This window comes from Deltaproteobacteria bacterium, assembly GCA_009692615.1.
Taxonomy (GTDB): domain Bacteria; phylum Desulfobacterota; class Binatia; order UBA9968; family UBA9968; genus DP-20.
Map to the genome: position 1 here is coordinate 1 of SHYW01000053.1, position 15614 is coordinate 15614.

The 15614-nt window shown below is 56.3% G+C and carries 17 protein-coding genes; all 17 read left to right on the forward strand.

Annotated features, from left to right (window positions below):
* Positions 1-147: 147 nt before the first annotated feature.
* The 17 genes from EXR70_13905 to EXR70_13985 all read left to right on the forward strand — a co-directional run bounded on the left by EXR70_13905 (position 148) and on the right by EXR70_13985 (position 15502).
* Positions 148-345: a hypothetical protein gene (locus EXR70_13905; protein ID MSP39577.1), complete on the forward strand. Its 198-nt coding sequence runs from the start codon at positions 148-150 to the stop codon at positions 343-345.
* A 275-nt stretch (positions 346-620) separates the two neighbouring features.
* Positions 621-1655, forward strand: coding sequence for a cupin domain-containing protein (locus EXR70_13910; protein MSP39578.1), 1035 nt, complete (start codon positions 621-623; stop codon positions 1653-1655).
* 148 nt (positions 1656-1803) lie between these two features.
* Positions 1804-2796: an extracellular solute-binding protein gene (locus EXR70_13915; GenBank protein ID MSP39579.1), complete on the forward strand. Its 993-nt coding sequence runs from the start codon at positions 1804-1806 to the stop codon at positions 2794-2796.
* Positions 2797-2898: 102 nt separating this feature from the next.
* Positions 2899-4050 carry an amidohydrolase gene (locus EXR70_13920; protein MSP39580.1) on the forward strand — a complete coding sequence of 384 codons (1152 nt, stop codon included), beginning with the start codon at positions 2899-2901 and terminating at the stop codon, positions 4048-4050.
* 143 nt (positions 4051-4193) lie between these two features.
* Complete coding sequence (locus EXR70_13925) at positions 4194-5336, forward strand: amidohydrolase (GenBank protein ID MSP39581.1); 1143 nt, start codon at positions 4194-4196, stop codon at positions 5334-5336.
* A gap of 184 nt (positions 5337-5520) precedes the next feature.
* Positions 5521-6201 carry a hypothetical protein gene (locus EXR70_13930; protein ID MSP39582.1) on the forward strand — a complete coding sequence of 227 codons (681 nt, stop codon included), beginning with the start codon at positions 5521-5523 and terminating at the stop codon, positions 6199-6201.
* Between the two features lie 134 nt (positions 6202-6335).
* Entirely contained in the window at positions 6336-7121 is a 786-nt protein-coding gene (locus tag EXR70_13935) for a hypothetical protein (protein ID MSP39583.1), read from the forward strand.
* Between the two features lie 289 nt (positions 7122-7410).
* Positions 7411-9087, forward strand: coding sequence for a hydantoinase B/oxoprolinase family protein (locus EXR70_13940; protein ID MSP39584.1), 1677 nt, complete (start codon positions 7411-7413; stop codon positions 9085-9087).
* Positions 9088-9208: 121 nt separating this feature from the next.
* Entirely contained in the window at positions 9209-9814 is a 606-nt protein-coding gene (locus tag EXR70_13945) for a hypothetical protein (GenBank protein MSP39585.1), read from the forward strand.
* A 9-nt stretch (positions 9815-9823) separates the two neighbouring features.
* Positions 9824-10210 (forward strand): hypothetical protein, encoded by a 387-nt coding sequence (locus EXR70_13950; GenBank protein ID MSP39586.1) that lies wholly within the window; start codon positions 9824-9826, stop codon positions 10208-10210.
* 158 nt (positions 10211-10368) lie between these two features.
* Positions 10369-10683 carry a nucleotidyltransferase gene (locus EXR70_13955; GenBank protein ID MSP39587.1) on the forward strand — a complete coding sequence of 105 codons (315 nt, stop codon included), beginning with the start codon at positions 10369-10371 and terminating at the stop codon, positions 10681-10683.
* Positions 10684-10699: 16 nt separating this feature from the next.
* Complete coding sequence (locus EXR70_13960) at positions 10700-11008, forward strand: DUF86 domain-containing protein (GenBank protein MSP39588.1); 309 nt, start codon at positions 10700-10702, stop codon at positions 11006-11008.
* A gap of 163 nt (positions 11009-11171) precedes the next feature.
* Positions 11172-12194 (forward strand): hypothetical protein, encoded by a 1023-nt coding sequence (locus EXR70_13965; protein MSP39589.1) that lies wholly within the window; start codon positions 11172-11174, stop codon positions 12192-12194.
* Entirely contained in the window at positions 12194-12475 is a 282-nt protein-coding gene (locus tag EXR70_13970; protein MSP39590.1) for a DUF4160 domain-containing protein, read from the forward strand. The genes EXR70_13965 and EXR70_13970 overlap by 1 nt, the downstream gene beginning before the upstream one ends.
* Positions 12472-12717 carry a DUF2442 domain-containing protein gene (locus EXR70_13975; protein ID MSP39591.1) on the forward strand — a complete coding sequence of 82 codons (246 nt, stop codon included), beginning with the start codon at positions 12472-12474 and terminating at the stop codon, positions 12715-12717. Before EXR70_13970 ends, EXR70_13975 begins: the two co-directional genes overlap by 4 nt.
* A 238-nt stretch (positions 12718-12955) precedes the next feature.
* On the forward strand, positions 12956-14065 hold the full coding sequence (locus tag EXR70_13980) for an aminopeptidase P family protein (protein MSP39592.1): 1110 nt from the start codon (positions 12956-12958) through the stop codon (positions 14063-14065).
* A 276-nt stretch (positions 14066-14341) separates the two neighbouring features.
* Entirely contained in the window at positions 14342-15502 is a 1161-nt protein-coding gene (locus EXR70_13985) for an aminopeptidase P family protein (GenBank protein ID MSP39593.1), read from the forward strand.
* Positions 15503-15614 lie beyond the last annotated feature (112 nt).

Here is a 15614-nt window from a genome sequence, read left to right on the forward strand (position 1 = left end):
ATAAAGCTCCACTGTGAACATCCTTCCAGCCTCCCGATGCCATTCAATAACATCGAGACAGCCTACAGGACCGGTACACTTTTGACCCGCCATTTTCTGCCAGATCTTTGCCGGTTCAGTGGTACACTTTACGCCCGCGATTTATAGTTGATCGATTGGTCGTTGTCGGACGAAGGCCAGAGCGTGGTGACGAGCTTCGGCCGCGTCGTGCTGCGCAAAGGCGTCAAACCAAGATTTCCCGAGCTCATGGAAAAAGAGATGTTCGTCGCCGACGGAGATTTTCTTGGGCCGATATTGGAGGAGAGTGCCCGCGAGTTCAGGCAGATCTTTCTGGGCGGACGATGAAACTGAGTCACCAGCCGGATTCTCTCGTTCCGATTATCCCGAACATCGGCAATCGAAGAGTTAACCACGAAAAGCACGAAATACACGAAAATTAGATCCGAGATTGTTCGTATGCTTGGTGTTTTTCGTGGTTGATCTCCTCCCTCCCAACCATCGTTGCTGGGCCGTGGCCGTGGGATTCTTGGCATAGCCAAAGCGTTGTTATACAGTCAGCCGGGCCGGTGGCGGAATAGATTTTCCGTGGGCGAGTGAACATCTGGAATCAGGAGGATTGGATGGAAGTAAAGTCGATCAAGGATCGTCACACCGAACTGATGATGCAGAGCGTCAAGTTCGCCAAGGATGAGCAGGGGCGGCGTAAGGGGCAGGAAGTTCTTTTCAAATGGGCCGACGTCGAGAAGCAGCTGGGCGAGCATAAACATATTTATGTCGTCGATGCGCGGCTGGGCTCGAACAACCACACGCATCGGCTGTGGTACGACGTGATTCCGCCGCACACCGAAGAAGGCCAGGAGTGGAAGTCCCTCGGCCATCGCCATACGGTGGAGGCGATCATTTATTTTCTCAAAGGCCACGGCCACAGCATCATCGACGGCGTGCGCTACGATTGGGGGCCGGGAGATTTGCTCAGCGTGCCGATGTTTTCCTGGCATCGCCATATCAACGACGGCGATGAGCCGGTGCTGCGCATCGCTTCGACCACCGGGCCGCTGTCGCTGGGCTTGGGCCAAGCGGTTTACGAAGACGAACGCTTCCCGGAATTTTGGATCTACGCGCAAGAAGGCGAAGACGCGCGGAAGACTTTGATCCCCGGCGGCGGTGGCACGGTTGAAACCGCGAAGATCGGTAATAACCGCGCGGCTGAGATGTACGCCGAACAGGTCGCCTTCGCCATGCACGAGGAGCAACTGCGGCGCGACAGCAAGGTGTTGGTCAAGCAGAAAGATCTCGTCTTCGCGCCGACGGCGATGGGCAATCTCGCCTACGTGGTCGATCCGCGCATCGGCTTTCACGCCAAGGCGTTGGGCGTGGTGATGGCGGAGATCCCGCCCGGCAAACGTTCCGGCGCCCACCGCCATTTATATGACGAGATCGATCTGGTGGTCGGCGGTAAAGGCAAAGTGATCGTCGAAGACAAAGAGTACGACTTCGGTACGCTGGACGTGTTATCGATTCCGGTGTTCCAGTGGCATCAGTATTTCAACACCGGCAGCGAGCCGCTGCGGATTCTCGGCATCAATACGCGCTTGGCGATGGATAATCTCGGTTTGTCGTTGACCCATCAGGGCGAGCATGCGGATTATGTGTGAGGCGGTTTTCTAAACCCTCTCCCTTTGGGAGAGGGCAGGGCGACCGCCGGTCGCCCCTACAAGAGCCCTCATCTCAGTCCTCTCCCAGAGGGAGAGGAAGTTGGAAAGTACAATATTCAATTCCGATGATGATATCGAAGGCGTTGTAATGATTCGTTTCATTGCGCTGTTGCTGTTGTCGATTATCGCATTGCCGCTTGATGCCAAAACGGCGGAAGTCGATTTGGCGCGCAAGGAAGGCGAGGTCGTGCTTTACACCACCATGGTGTTGTCCGACTTCCAAGTGTTTCAGCGGGCGATCGCCAAGAGATATCCTTTTCTCAAGGTCAACCATGTGCGGCTGGGCGCGGCGACGTTGGCGGTGCGCGCCATCGCCGAGTTTCGCGCCGGCAAGCAGTTGACCGATGTCTTCGGCCATACTCCCGATTCGATGAATTACCTGCGGGACATCGGCCTCCTGGCGCAGTACGTCAGTCCCGAGGTTAAGTTTCTCCATCAAGGTTATATGGATCCCAAAGGTTTTTGGACCGGTATCAACACCGATATTTTGGTTACCGGCGTCAACACGACGCAGATGTCGCTGGCCAAGGCACCGCGTAGCTACGCCGACTACTTGAAACCGGAGTACAAAGGAAAAATCGCTTTTCACATCGGTACGAATAATCCGCTCATCGGCATGACCGAGCTGCGCGGCGAAGAGAAAGCGCTGGCGTTCATGCGCGCCTTCGCCAAGCAGGGGCTGATCGCGCACAACGGCTATACGAAAATATCCCAGCTGCTCGCCGCCGGGGAATTTCCCATCGTCGCGTTCATGCAGGTGACCAAGCTGGAAAAAATTCGCGAGCGCGGCGGCCCAGTCGACTGGCTGACCCTCGATCCATCTTTCGCCACGGTGTCGTCGGTGGCGATCGCCAAAAACGCGCCCCATCCCAACGCGGCTCGGCTGCTGGTGGATTTCTACTTGTCTGAAGAGGGGCAGAAGGCGCTGCGCGAGATCGATAAAATTCCCTTGCGCAAGGGCGTCGAGGCCGACTCGAAACGGGTCGCCGAGTTGGTCGAGCGCACGCCCCATGTGATTAAATATGAAGGCGACGCCGGCAAGCAGATAAAACTATTCAATGAAATATTTTTGGGACGGTGAAACGGCAAGGGCGACCGCCGGCCGCCCTTGCAAGAGCCCTCACCTCGATCCTCTCCCAGAGGGCGAGGAAGTAAGAGGCTCGACGCTACCTTGGAGTAAACGATGGAAGTGAAATTCGGACTTTTCAGTTGTGATTCCCACGCGCAGTTGGACCGCGACGCGTGGACCAAGAGATTGTCCAAGGCGAAGTGGGGCGAGCGGATTCCGCAGATCGTCGAAGTCGACGAGGCCGGCAAGAAGGTCGATCGTTGGATGGTCAACGGCAAAGTGCGTAGCGAGTGGGTGTGCAACTGTCCGGCGGCGATGGAGGGCGGCGTGGCGCGCGGTTATTACCCGAAGCGCTGGGAGGAAGTCCCGAAGATTGTTTACGATCCGACGGAACGGTTGAAAGCTTTGGACGACGATCGCGTCGACGGCGAAGTGCTCTATCCCAACGGTCCGGTGTCGAACTTCGCTTTTTTACAGGCCGATGCCGAGTTCGAACTAACTTGCGTGCAGGCGTACAACGACGCCCTCGCCGAGTGGCGCCAAGTGAGCGACCGCTATGTGCCGGTGGCGATCATTCCTTATATGAGCGACATCGACGTTGTCGTCGCCGAAGTCGAGCGCGCGGTCAAGCTCGGCCATCGCGGTGTGGTTATGCTGGCCGAGCCGGCGTTTACGAAAAAAGGTTTAAGGCGCATGAACGATCCGTTTTGGGAGCCGCTGTGGGCGTGCTGCGCCGACTTGGGCGTGCCGATGCATTGGCATGGCTCTTCCGGTTTGGTCGAGCAGTTGTCGCTGCCGAAATGGGACGGCTTCACCAAAAAAGAATTTCACACCGTCTCGACTTCGCGTTTATGCGCGACGCCGGCGCAGTTGATTCCCAATTTAATTTTCTCCGGCATTCTCGACCGTCATCCGCGCCTCAACTGGGCCTGCGCCGAAACCGGTTTCGGCTGGGTGAGCTACGTGCTCGAAGCCAGCGATCACGAGTGGGAGCAGCGCCAGCTGTGGAAGGAAGGGATCAAAACCAAACCGAGTGAAGTGTTTCGCCGGCAAATCTACGTCGACTTCTGGTACGAGAAGGCCGGCATCGAACTGCGCGAGCTGGTCGGCGTCGACAACATCATGTGGGAGTCGGACTATCCGCATATCGCCGCGACTTATCCAAAATCATGGAGCTTCGTCGAAGCGTCGCTGGTCGGCGTGCCGGAAGATGAGCGGAAGAAAATGTGCTATGGCAATGCGCTACGGTTGTACGGGCTGGTTTGAGCAGCCTCGTTCTTGGTCGTCATGCCGGTGAAAACCGGCATCCAGGTTGTGGTTGTGCGGCACGCTTGAATGCTGGATACCGGCCTTCGCCGGTATGACAGATAGGAAGACAGAAATCGTTTTTCGATGAAAGCATAATTTACATGACAACAACGAATTCATTCATCAGCGTCGACGAACATGTGCAGGAACATCTCGATGTTTGGACCAAGCGATTGTCTTCGGCAAAGTGGGGTAAGCGCATCCCGCATGTCGAGGAAAATTCCAACGGCGTCGAGCGCTGGTTTGTTGATGGCCGCGAAGTTCCGCTCAACGGCGTCGCCGATTGCGGCGCGGCGATGGCCGAGCGGACGAACAATCCACAGCGTTGGTCCGAAGTCCCCTCGGTCGTTTACGATCCTAAAGAGCGCTTGAAAGCGATGGACGCGGCGGGCATCGATCATGCCGTGCTCTATCCGACCATCGCTGGTGTCGGCGGGCAAACTTTTGGGTGCATCGAAGATTCAGAATTAGAACTGGCCTGCGTGCAAGCCTACAACGACTGGGTGATTGAAGAGTGGGCGAGGGTGAGCCCGCGGTTCATTCCACAGTGCATCGTGCCGCTGTTTCCAGCTGATGCCGCGGTGCGCGAGATTCGCCGCTGTGTGGCTAACGGTCACCGCGGCGTGATCTATCCGTCGATCCCGATGGAGCTGCGCGCCGTGCCGCATATCAACGACGCGGCTTACGATCCGATTTGGGCGGTGTGTCAGGAACTCAACGTGCCGATCTGTTTTCACGCCGGCGCGTCGAGCAAGATTCAGATTCCGGCTTACGAAGGCTATTCGCCGACTCTCGCCGCCGCGGTGCAGTCGATCACGCGGCCGGCGAGCTCGGTGTCGGTGTTGGTCAACTTGCTGATTTCGAAAATCCTCATGCGCTTTCCAAGTCTCAAAGTCGTGCTCGCCGAGAGCGGCCTCGGTTGGGGCGCTTATTTGCTGGAGTACACCGACTTTCAAGCCACCGGCGATCAGTTGCCGCAGAACGGTTACGAACTGATGCCGTCGGCGCTGTTCAAGCGGCAGTGCTATCTGGTCGGTTGGTACGATCGCGCCAGTTTGCGCGTGCGCGATTACATCGGCACGGAAAATATTCTCTGGTCGAGCCAGTTTCCCCAGGCGACTTCGACTTGGCCCAACACGCAAGCGGCGCTGGCGAAAAGTTTTGACGGTGTGAGCGAGAGCGATAAACGTAAGATACTTTGGCACAACGCAGCCAAGCTGTATAAGATCGAACGCACCGGCTAGACCGTTTTGTCCTCTCTCCCCTTGCGGGAGAGAGTTAGAGTGAGGGGTGTTTTCGATCCGGCACCCTCACCTCAATCCTCTCCCGTCGAGGGAGAGGATGTAAGATTGAAGATTCGCAAGGTTGAGATGCTCAGTTCTATTTTTCCAACGAACTAGCGAGAGAAAAGCTGTAGAGGATAGTTTAATGTCCCATTGGCCGAAAATACGCCCGACTATCGATGAGATGGTCAACCAACAGTTCGATACCCCTGAGTTCAAGAAACTCTTTGCGGTAACGCTCACCCCCGGGCGGGTCGCCATCTATCAGAACCACATGACCTTCTACGCCAACAATCGGCGCGACTGCTGGGCGTTCGTCGCCGGTAAAGCGCCCCTCGACGTCAAGCGCGCGATCTGGGCGCACGAGAAAGACGAGCTGATTCACGACGAGCGCATGGGGCGCGCCCATGTGACCGAGGATGATTTGCAAGCGGGCGATGAATCTATGCTCAATCCCGGCGCTAAAGCTGCTTACTATGTTTGGCTTTACTGCACGCGCGACAAACCGTGGCTCGAAGGGTTGATTTATTCGCATATTCTCGAGCGGCGCAACAACAACGCGATTGTCAAAGGCGGCGGCTTGGTCGAGCGCTGGAAGCGCAAGCAGCGGGCGGAAATGGGAAACAAGACAGCGGACAAAGATTTTCAAACCGAAGTGCATGCGGTCGCCGACGAAGATCATTCGGATATCTTCGAGCCGATTTTTCAACGCTACGTCGACAGCGAAGCGGCTGCGCAAGCGGTGCTGGCGGCGACGCGGGACGGCTTGGTGATCGATCGCGCGTTGCGCGGCGCCCTGGCGGATGCGATGTTGGCGGTGGAGTGAATTGAATATTTATTAGATGTATTTGAGCCGGCGTGAAACTTAGCACCCCTACTCTAACTCTCCTCCGTCGAGGGGGAGAGAATCGGATTCGCAGGCCGCGGTAAAGTCGGCGCTGTAGACTATGGAGTGTGTGAATGTCCAGTAACAATGAAACCTATGACATGCTGCTCAAGCTGGTGAAGACGCGCCACAGCGTGCGCAAGTTCAAAGCCGATCCGATTCCTGAAGATACCATTAACAAGATTCTCGAAGTCGCCCGCTGGGCGATGTCGGGGGCCAACTCGCAGCCCTGGGAGTTCATCGTCGTCACCGATCCCAAAACTAAAAAAGAGCTACGCGACGCTTACTCGGAATACAACACGGATCTTATTTTCTGGATGGAGCAGCAGCGCGAGTACAGCTTGCGCCATCCTTCCTATCAAGTGAAAAACGACCCGCATGAATCGCTGCGCTTCAACAAAGCCAAGGCCAATTGGCATGAAGCGCCGGCGGTCATCGTCGTGTTGGGCGATGGCCGGCGCCAATGGGGCACGGTGATGGGCGCGCATACTTTTGGCCGCGATCAATCGCACTTGACCGACGGCTTGGCGAATGCTTCTTTCTTGCTCCATCTCGCCATCGCGTCGCTCGGCTTAACTTCCGAATGGGTGTCGATTCACATCGAGGAGCCGCACAAACGCATTCTCGGCGTGCCGGACCTGCTAAAACTTTATCTGATCATACCGATCGGCTACCCAGACGTTTCTAGCCGAGGCGAAGGCGTGCGCCGGCCGCTTGAGGATATGGTCCACCGCGAGCGCTACGACATGAGCAAGTACATGTCCAATGAGGATGTGATCAAGTATCTCTACTCGCTGCGTGAAGCGACGGTGCCGATCCACTCGGCGTCGCGCTCGGTTAAGGCGGACGAGAAAACCTAACCAAACATAAATGAAAAAAAGATGACTCGCGCAAAGATCCAAAGGGCATCAAGACAAAAATTCGAAGCACGAAATTCGAAATCCGAAACAAATTCAAATGACCAAAAAACTAAATGTTACAAACAACCCTGATTCGGATTCCTCGTTTTGGATTTTCCACATTTTGGATTATTTTGGCCGCGTTTGTTTCGGATTTCGGATTTCGTGCTTCGGATTTATTTCGCAGGCGTACCGGCGCAGTAAATTTGTTTAAGTCGTTCTGTTTATCATGTCAAAGGTAAGAATCTAAATGGCCCTGTCCCCCGTCAATCCGATCACCGTCGAGGTCGTGCGCAACGGCTTGGCGCATATCGCCAACGAGATGGCCACCGTGCTGCGCAAGACTTCCTACAACATGATGATCTACGAGGTGCGCGACTACTGCGTCGGCATCGTCGATCCCGATGGTAATATCTTGTCGCAAAATTTCGGCGCGCTGCCGATCTTTCTCGCCGATCTCGGCCCGGCCATCGTCGACGGCGTGCGCATGCATGGGCGGGACGGTTTCCGGCCGGGCGACGTGCTGCTGATGAATCATCCCTACGTCTGCGGCCAGCACTTAAACAATGTCGTGGTCTACACGCCGTTCTTTCATGACGGCGAGCTGGTGGCGTTTCTCGCCGTGCGCGCCCATTGGATCGACATCGGTGGCCGGCCCATGGGGTTCGGATTCAGCGGCACGCGGGAAGTTTATGAAGAAGGGTTGCAGTTTCGTTCGCTGAAACTTTATCGCGGCGAGCAGCTCAATCAGGAAATTTTTCAGATCATCACCGACAACGTGCGTTTCGCCGAATCTTCCCTGGGCGATCTGCGCGCGCAGATCGCCGCCTGCCGGGTCGGCGACCGCGGCCTCGGTGGACTGGTGAGCCGTTACCGTTTAAATTCATTCTTGCAATGCGTGCGGAAAATCTGGCAGCAGTCCGAAGCTTTGGCGCGCGAGCAAGTAGCGCGGATCAAGCCGGGCAGCTATGCAGCCGAGGCGTTGTTCGATAGCGACGGCGTTAATCTCGACAAGCCGGTGCCGCTGAAAGTCAAAGTAATAGTTGCCGGCAGCGACATGACCATCGATTTCTCCGAGATCAGCGAGCAAGTGGCGGGCTCGATCAATTCCGGCGAGTCGGGCGCGGTGGCGGCGGCGCGGGTCGCGTTCAAATCGTTAGTCGCACCCTATTCGCCTATCGACGAAGGCTGCTTTCGCGCTCTAAAAGTTATCATCCCGCCGGGAAAAATTTTGAGCGCCACCCCGCCGTCCCCGGTGGGTAACTGGAGCCGCACGCTGCCAACGGTGATCGATCTAATTCTCCGCGCGCTGGCGCCAGCGATGCCGGAGCGCGTCGCGGCGGGACATAAGGGCGACATGGGCGGCTACGCATTTTTCGGTGTCAATCCGAAAACCGGCAGAAGATTTCTCTGCCAGACGATCATGGGCGGCGGCTGGGGTGGACGCGCGCATGAAGACGGCGAGAACGCGACGGTATCGATGTGCCAGGGCGACGTGCAGAACGCGCCGGTGGAGTTGCAAGAAATTTATTATCCAGTCTTGATCGAGCGCCAACAATTGCGCGAGGGCAGCGGCGGCAGTGGAAAATTTCGCGGCGGCCTCGGCATCGAAGTTAGCGTGCGCGTGCTCTGCGACGCGTCGACCAATATCAACGTCGAACGCCAGCGCACCGCGCCTTGGGGATTGTTTGGCGGCGAGTGCGGCGAGAAGGCGAAAGCGTTGGTCAAACAATCGCCCGACGATCCGGGCATGTGGCTCACGAAAAAGCCGAACTATTCATTGAAGCAAGGCGGCAGCGTGACGTTCTTCACCGCGGGTGGCGGCGGGTACGGTGTCGTGCAAGAGCGCTCGGGAGAATTGATCGAGCGGGATGCGCGACTGGGTTACATGCCGGTGAAAATTAGTCGGTCGAGTGGCGGCGAGTGACATGCGAATGAATCGTTCAGAGCGAAGAAATCTTAACCCCCTCGCCCATTCCGATGGGAGAGGGCAGGGGTGAGGGCAAGGGCGACCGCCGGTCGCCCCTACAAGAGTCAAGGAAAAAGAAATGGCGAAACTGATGAAGAAAAAAATCACTCGGCGAGCTTTTTGCTCGCTGCTCTTGGCTCTTCCCTTTTCTGCTCGGGCGCAGCAGCCGAAGAAAGTTCCGCTCGTAGGGTATCTATCGTCGGGCAATGCAGCTAGTGAATCCGCCCGTTCCGAAGGAATTCGGCTAGCTCTGCGCGCGCGTGGCTACATAGAAGGACAGAACATTGCTACGGAGTACCGATATGGGGAGGGAAGGAACGATCGGCTTCCTGCGCTCGCGGCCGAGCTGGTGCGACTCAAGGTTGATATCTTCGTGGTAGCAGGAGGGACACCGGCGGTCCGAGTGGCCAAGAACGCGACCAAGACGATTCCCATAGTTATGGTGGGCGGTGGTACCGATCCTGTCGAGTCAGGGCTGGTTGACAGCCTTGCCCATCCCGGCGGCAACGTCACGGGCGTTACAAACCTGACCAGAAAACTAGGCGGGAAACGACTCGATCTGCTCAAAGAAGCGCTTCCCAAAGTTGTCCGTGTCGCGGTTATCCACGAAACTGCCAGTCCGGCTACTGCAATCGAGCTGAAAGAGATCCAGGCTGCGGCGCACGCGTTGAAGTTGACTATCTAGCCTTGGGAGATGCGAACTGCGGAAGATTTCGAGAAGGTATTCGCGGCATTAAACAAGCAACGCCCGGATGGACTCTACGTGCTCGATAGCCCACTACTGGGTGTTAACCGAAAACGGATCGTGGACTTTGCGTTAAAGAGGCGGTTGCCGTCGACGTACCAGAGCAGAGACGCTGTAGAGGCGGGCGGGCTCATGTACTACGGGGCGGACCAAACGGAAAGTTACCAGCGCATCGCGTATTATGTGGACAGAATCTTGAAGGGAGCTAAGCCCGCCGATCTGCCGGTGGAGCAGCCGATGCGGTTTGAGTTCATCATCAATTTGAAGACGGCTAAGCAGATCGGCGTGAACATCGATCCGAATGTAATGGCGCGGGCGACCAAGTTGATCAAGTGAATCGAGATCCTTCACGTTCGCTCAGAGCTTGCCCTGAGACGATCGAAGGGACAAGTTTTAGATTTTTGTCTGCGGGGCCGCTTTGTTGCGATATAAGAAAGCTGTTGAGTCAAACCGCGAGAAGGAAGTAAGCTTTGTGGTAAAAGGGTGAACGAACGATGAAGACGAACCACGTCAAAGACAACCTGCCGAAGGAGAAGATCGCCGAGTTCTGCCGCCGTCATCACATTCGCAAGCTGGCGGTGTTTGGCTCGGCGTTGCGAGAAGATTTTCGCCCCGACAGCGACCTGGACGTGCTGGTGGAGTTCGATCCGGAGCACACCCCTGGTCTGGCGTTTTTTGGGATGGAGCACGAGCTTTCCGAATTGCTCGGACGAAAGGTAGACTTGAACACGCCGCAGTTTCTGAGCCCCTACTTCCGCGACAAAGTGCTGGCAGAGGCGGAGGTGCAATATGCCGAGCCACGACACTAGCGTGCGGTTGCGCCACATGCTCGACGCGGCGCGCGAGGCGGCGCAAATGGCGCAGGGCAGGACTCGCGCGGATTTGGATACTGACCGTCCTCTCAACCTTTCGTTGGTGCGCTTGCTGGAGATCGTCGGCGAAGCAGCGAGCCGCGTTCCGGTTGGTGAGCGCGCACAATACTCTGGCATTCCGTGGGTGCAGATCGTCGGCCTTCGCAACCGGCTCATCCACGGCTACGACAACGTCGACTTCGACATTCTCTGGGAGATCGTCACCCAAGATCTCACGCCTCTGATTGCTGAATTGGAGAAGATATTTTCTTCGACGCCGTAGGGACGAAAAAACTGCTTCAACAGCGAGCACGGCACCTTTTGATAGCGACCAAGCGGATCGGCCTGACGATTCCGCCGGAGGTGCGAGTGGATAAAGTGATCAGAAATCAGAAATAATTTTTCGATTGCCACTTCCCTCTCCCGCAAAGTGGGAGAGGGCGAGGGTGAAGAAAAAATCAATCGAGGGAAAACACATGCATAAAAAAATCACTCGGCGAGCTTTTTGCTCGATGCTCTTGACTCTTCCCGTTGCAGCGCGGGCGCAGCAGCCGAAGAAAGTCTGGCGGATAGGGTATCTATCGTCGTTCGATTCGGCTCGTGAGTCCGCCCGTGCCGAGGCAATTCGGCTGGCACTGCGCGAGCGCGGCTACATAGAAGGACAGAACATCGCCATCGAGTACCGATATACGGAGGGGAAGCGCGATCGCGCCCCTGAGCTTGCCGCCGAGCTGGTGCGTCTCAAGGTTGATATCATCTTGGTAGCAGGAGGAGGCAGGATGATCCGGGCGGCCATGAATGCCACCAAGGTGATTCCCATCATCATGACGGGCCAAGGGATCGATCCTGTCGACGCAAGGCTGGTTGAGAGCCTTGCCCGTCCCGGCGGCAACGTCACCGGCGTTACAAACCTTGCCACTCTGCTAGGCGGTAAGCGGCTGGAGATCCTCAAAGAAGCCGTCCCAAAACTTGCCCGTGTCGCGGTTCTTTACGATCCAGCTCTTCCAAGCAATGTACTCAATGTGAAAGATGATCTCCCGGTCGCGGCGCGTGCGCTGAAGTTAACTATTCAGCCTTGGGAGGTACGAACTGCGGACGATTTCGATAGAGTTTTTGCCGCGATGGGTAAGCAGCGCCCCGATGGACTCTACGTGCTCGGCGGCGGGGTAATGAATCTTAATCAAAATCGGACAATCGGCTTTGCGTTAAAAAGCCGGTTACCCTCGACGTACAACGTCAGCGCCGCTGTAGAGGCCGGTGGACTCATGTACTACGGAGCGGACGTCGCGGAGAGCTACCAGCGCGTCGCATATTTCGTGGACAGGATTCTCAAAGGCACCAAGCCCGCCGAACTGCCCGTCGAGCAGCCGATGAGGTTCGAGTTCGTGATCAATAAAAAGACGGCGGATCAGATCGGTCTGACGTTACCGCAGTGGACGCTGATGAAGGCGACTAAGGTAATCAAGTAATGTTAACAGGAGGAAAAATCCTTGCCAACAATACTTCACTTCTCATTCGCGGATGGCGATTCTTTTTCTATGCCAATGAGGCCAATGAGCCAATTCATATCCATTGTCGGAAGGCCGAGAAAGAATGTAAATACTGGTTGGACCGGGCGAACTTTGGCGTCGCGGAAGCGTTTAGTTATCGGATGACCGGGAAAGACAAGCGAGAAGTCATAAAAATAATATTCGAGCACTTTGAGTATATCGAGAGCGAGTGGAACAAGTTCGAGAAGAGAAAACAATGAAAAAATATCATCACGTGAAAAACGTCCGTTTTGACAATCAGTTTCTCCTGTTGAATGTCGATGGTCGGGAGTACCGGGTCGATCTTTGGCAACATTCCAAGAAGCTTGCGGCGGCAGCCCAGCACGCGAAGGAAAAATTCGAGCTGTCGCCGTCGAGGTACGGAATTCACTGGCCGGAGTTAGACGAAGATCTTTCGATCGACGGAATGATCACGGCGGCGAAGGTGAGAAAGGCGGGATAGGAGCGACGACAAACTGAAAACAGCCAAACAGGTCGGCGTGGCCATCGCCCCGAATCTGTTGGCGCGGGCGAACAAGTTGATTAAATAGGCAACAGGCATTGGGCATTAGGCAACAGTAAGAATTACCGATTGCGATTCCCGCTCCCGTTGGGAAGGGGCCGGGGCGACGGGGATTGGGAATTCGGTAGTAGCTGGAACAGTTGAGAAGTACCATACAGGCAAAACTTTCGAGGTAATTATGGATCAACGAGCGGAATTCGATAAGCGGTTGACGCAAGTGCGCCAGGCGATGCGCGACAAAGGGTTGCAAACATTGCTGGTGCACGATTCGGGGCGGCATAATTTTTTGCGCATGAACTACGTCGCCTATCTGACCGACTTCATCAGCGTCGGTCCGGAGACGATGTTGGTGATTTCCATCGATGACGCGCCGGTGCTTTATCTGGCGCCAGTGTGGGACATCGCGCGGTCGCGGGAAGAATCGTTCGTTTCGGACGTGCGGCCGTTCAAAGAATTTCACGCGCGCTTGCCGAATATTTCCGGCAAGGTCGGGTTGGTGGGGCGCGAGGCGATGCATGTCGATTTGCACGACGAGATCGTCAAAGCGCTCAAGCAGACGCCGGTCAACGCCAAAGACATCATCGAGAGCATGGCGCGTTGCAAAGGGCCGTTCGAGCTGGAGCGTATGCGGCGCGCGGCGGCGATCGCTGATGCCGGCGTGCATGCTTTGCACGAAGACGCGCGGCCGGGCTTGAAAGAATACGAGCTTGCCGCCATCGTCGAATACAAAATGCGTTCGCTCGGCGCCGAGGATAATTTCGGCATGGTGGTCGCCAACAGTCACAACCAAGCGCTCCATCCGCCCACCGACCGTGTCGTACAATCCGGCGACATCATCATCGGCGAGATCACGCCATGCATCGGCGGGCTGTTCGTGCAGATCTGCCGCACGGTGGTGCTCGGTGAGCCGGCGCCGGTGGTACGCGAGAAATACGCGATCCTCCACAAAGCGATGGGCTTGGGCATGGAAGCCGCGCAGACCGGCGCGCCGGCCAGCGCGGTCGCCAAAGCGATCAACGGGACGTTCATCGAATATGGCTACGAACAATATTGCCGCCCGCCGTTCATGCGCGTGCGCGGACATGGACTGGGCTGCGGCGCCTTCGCACCGGGCAGCTTGGAAGACGACAATAAGACTAAGCTGGAAGAGGGTATGACCTTCATCATTCATCCCAACCAATATTTTCCCGAGACCGGTTATCTGACGCTGGGCGATACGGTGGTGATGACCGAGACCAAAGCCGAGTCGTTGATGAAGTCTTCTTGGGAAATCTACATCAAAGACTAGCCAAACATATTTGAAAATTTGGGATCACAAAATTCGAAGCACGAAAGCGGCCCCGCGGACCGAAACAAATTCAAATGACCAAAAAACTAAATGTTCCAAACAACTCTGATTCGGATTCCTCGTTTTGGATTTTCCGTAGTTTGGATTATTTTGGCCGCGTTTGTTTCGGTCCGCGGGGCTTCTTTCGTGCTTCGGATTTCGAATTTATTTCGCAGGCGTACTGGCGCGGTAAATTCGTTGAAGTCGTAAATAGGATTCGTAATTGATGAGGCAAAGATGATATTCGGACGACACTCAGTATTAAAAAGAGGCTGTTCTACTTGGGATCCTGAGCTGGTGCCGCAGGCGGAGTTCCAGGCGCGGCTCGATCGGCTGCGCCAAGATATGGCGCTGCTGAATTTGGACGCGCTGGTGATTTACGGCGACAATTACTCTTTTGGCGATCTCTGTTATCTGACCAATTACTTTCCCAAGGTGCGCGGCGGTATCGCGGTGGTGCCGCGGGACGGCGCGATTTCCTTGCTCATCAACATCGGCAGCCGCGATGTGCCGTTCGCCAAGACGCTCACTTGGGTCGAAGACGTGCGTGCGTCGAACCTGGTCGGCGCCGACGGCGCCAAGCTGATAAAAGAGAAGGGGTTGGAAAAAGCGCGGCTCGGCTTGGTCGACTCCGGCCAGGGCTTTCCGCTGCCGCAGCTCGAAGATATGAAATACGCGCTGCCCGAAGCGGCCTGGGGAAATATGCCTTCATTGTTGCAACCGATCCGCTTGCACAAAGGCACGCGCGAGATCGCGGCGATGGCGCAGGCCGGTCGATTACTTAAAGAAGTTTGCGACGGCGCTAGTCAATTCATCAAGCCTGGACGAAAAGAATATGAGATCGTCGCCGACATCGACCGCTTGGCGCGCGACAAAGGCGCCGAAGACATTCGCATTCTCGCCGGCGCGCAGCGTTTGAATCCGCCGAGCTTCAAGCAAGCGGCGAGCATCGGTTCGCACTGGGCGGTTTATCTCGCCGTGCAGCATGAGCGCTATTGGGCCGAAGCGGGGCGGACTTATTTTTTGTCCGCCGATGACAAACTTCGCAGCACTTACACGCGCGCTCAGGAAATCGTCGCGGCGATGGCGAAGCAATTGAAGCCGAAGCGCGCCACCGCGGATATCGACGACATCGCGCGCCGTGAGCTAGGCGAGTTCTACGCCGCGGCGTCGGTCTACGGTCTCGCCAACGGCATCGGCCTTAATCAGTGGGAAGCGCCGTTCTTGAGCGAAGACGACGCCCAGCAAGTCGGCGCGTTGTCGGTGGGTGCAACGACGCTCGATGAAAACATGACGCTGGCGCTGCGCGTGGCGATTGAAAGCGAAGGGCAGATTGTTCTTTACGGCGATAGTTTTCAGGTGACGGCGGGCGGGGCGAAGTCGCTGGTGGGAAGTTAAATTTCAATCTGACGGGCGAGTCTTTTCTTCGATTCCTTCCCCCTCGACGGGGGAAGGTTAGGATAGGGGTGCTGCGCACGCCATGAGATTATTGGGCACCCCTTCCTCAGTC

Coding starts and splice junctions, on each gene's coding strand:
- EXR70_13925 (MSP39581.1), top strand. CDS start 4,194: ATGACAACAACGAATTCATTCATCAGCGTCGACGAACATGTGCAGGAA.
- EXR70_13920 (MSP39580.1), top strand. CDS start 2,899: ATGGAAGTGAAATTCGGACTTTTCAGTTGTGATTCCCACGCGCAGTTG.
- EXR70_13940 (MSP39584.1), top strand. CDS start 7,411: ATGGCCCTGTCCCCCGTCAATCCGATCACCGTCGAGGTCGTGCGCAAC.
- EXR70_13915 (MSP39579.1), top strand. CDS start 1,804: ATGATTCGTTTCATTGCGCTGTTGCTGTTGTCGATTATCGCATTGCCG.
- EXR70_13955 (MSP39587.1), top strand. CDS start 10,369: ATGAAGACGAACCACGTCAAAGACAACCTGCCGAAGGAGAAGATCGCC.
- EXR70_13935 (MSP39583.1), top strand. CDS start 6,336: ATGTCCAGTAACAATGAAACCTATGACATGCTGCTCAAGCTGGTGAAG.
- EXR70_13950 (MSP39586.1), top strand. CDS start 9,824: ATGCGAACTGCGGAAGATTTCGAGAAGGTATTCGCGGCATTAAACAAG.
- EXR70_13975 (MSP39591.1), top strand. CDS start 12,472: ATGAAAAAATATCATCACGTGAAAAACGTCCGTTTTGACAATCAGTTT.
- EXR70_13945 (MSP39585.1), top strand. CDS start 9,209: ATGGCGAAACTGATGAAGAAAAAAATCACTCGGCGAGCTTTTTGCTCG.
- EXR70_13910 (MSP39578.1), top strand. CDS start 621: ATGGAAGTAAAGTCGATCAAGGATCGTCACACCGAACTGATGATGCAG.
- EXR70_13980 (MSP39592.1), top strand. CDS start 12,956: ATGGATCAACGAGCGGAATTCGATAAGCGGTTGACGCAAGTGCGCCAG.
- EXR70_13985 (MSP39593.1), top strand. CDS start 14,342: ATGATATTCGGACGACACTCAGTATTAAAAAGAGGCTGTTCTACTTGG.
- EXR70_13930 (MSP39582.1), top strand. CDS start 5,521: ATGTCCCATTGGCCGAAAATACGCCCGACTATCGATGAGATGGTCAAC.
- EXR70_13970 (MSP39590.1), top strand. CDS start 12,194: ATGTTAACAGGAGGAAAAATCCTTGCCAACAATACTTCACTTCTCATT.
- EXR70_13960 (MSP39588.1), top strand. CDS start 10,700: ATGCTCGACGCGGCGCGCGAGGCGGCGCAAATGGCGCAGGGCAGGACT.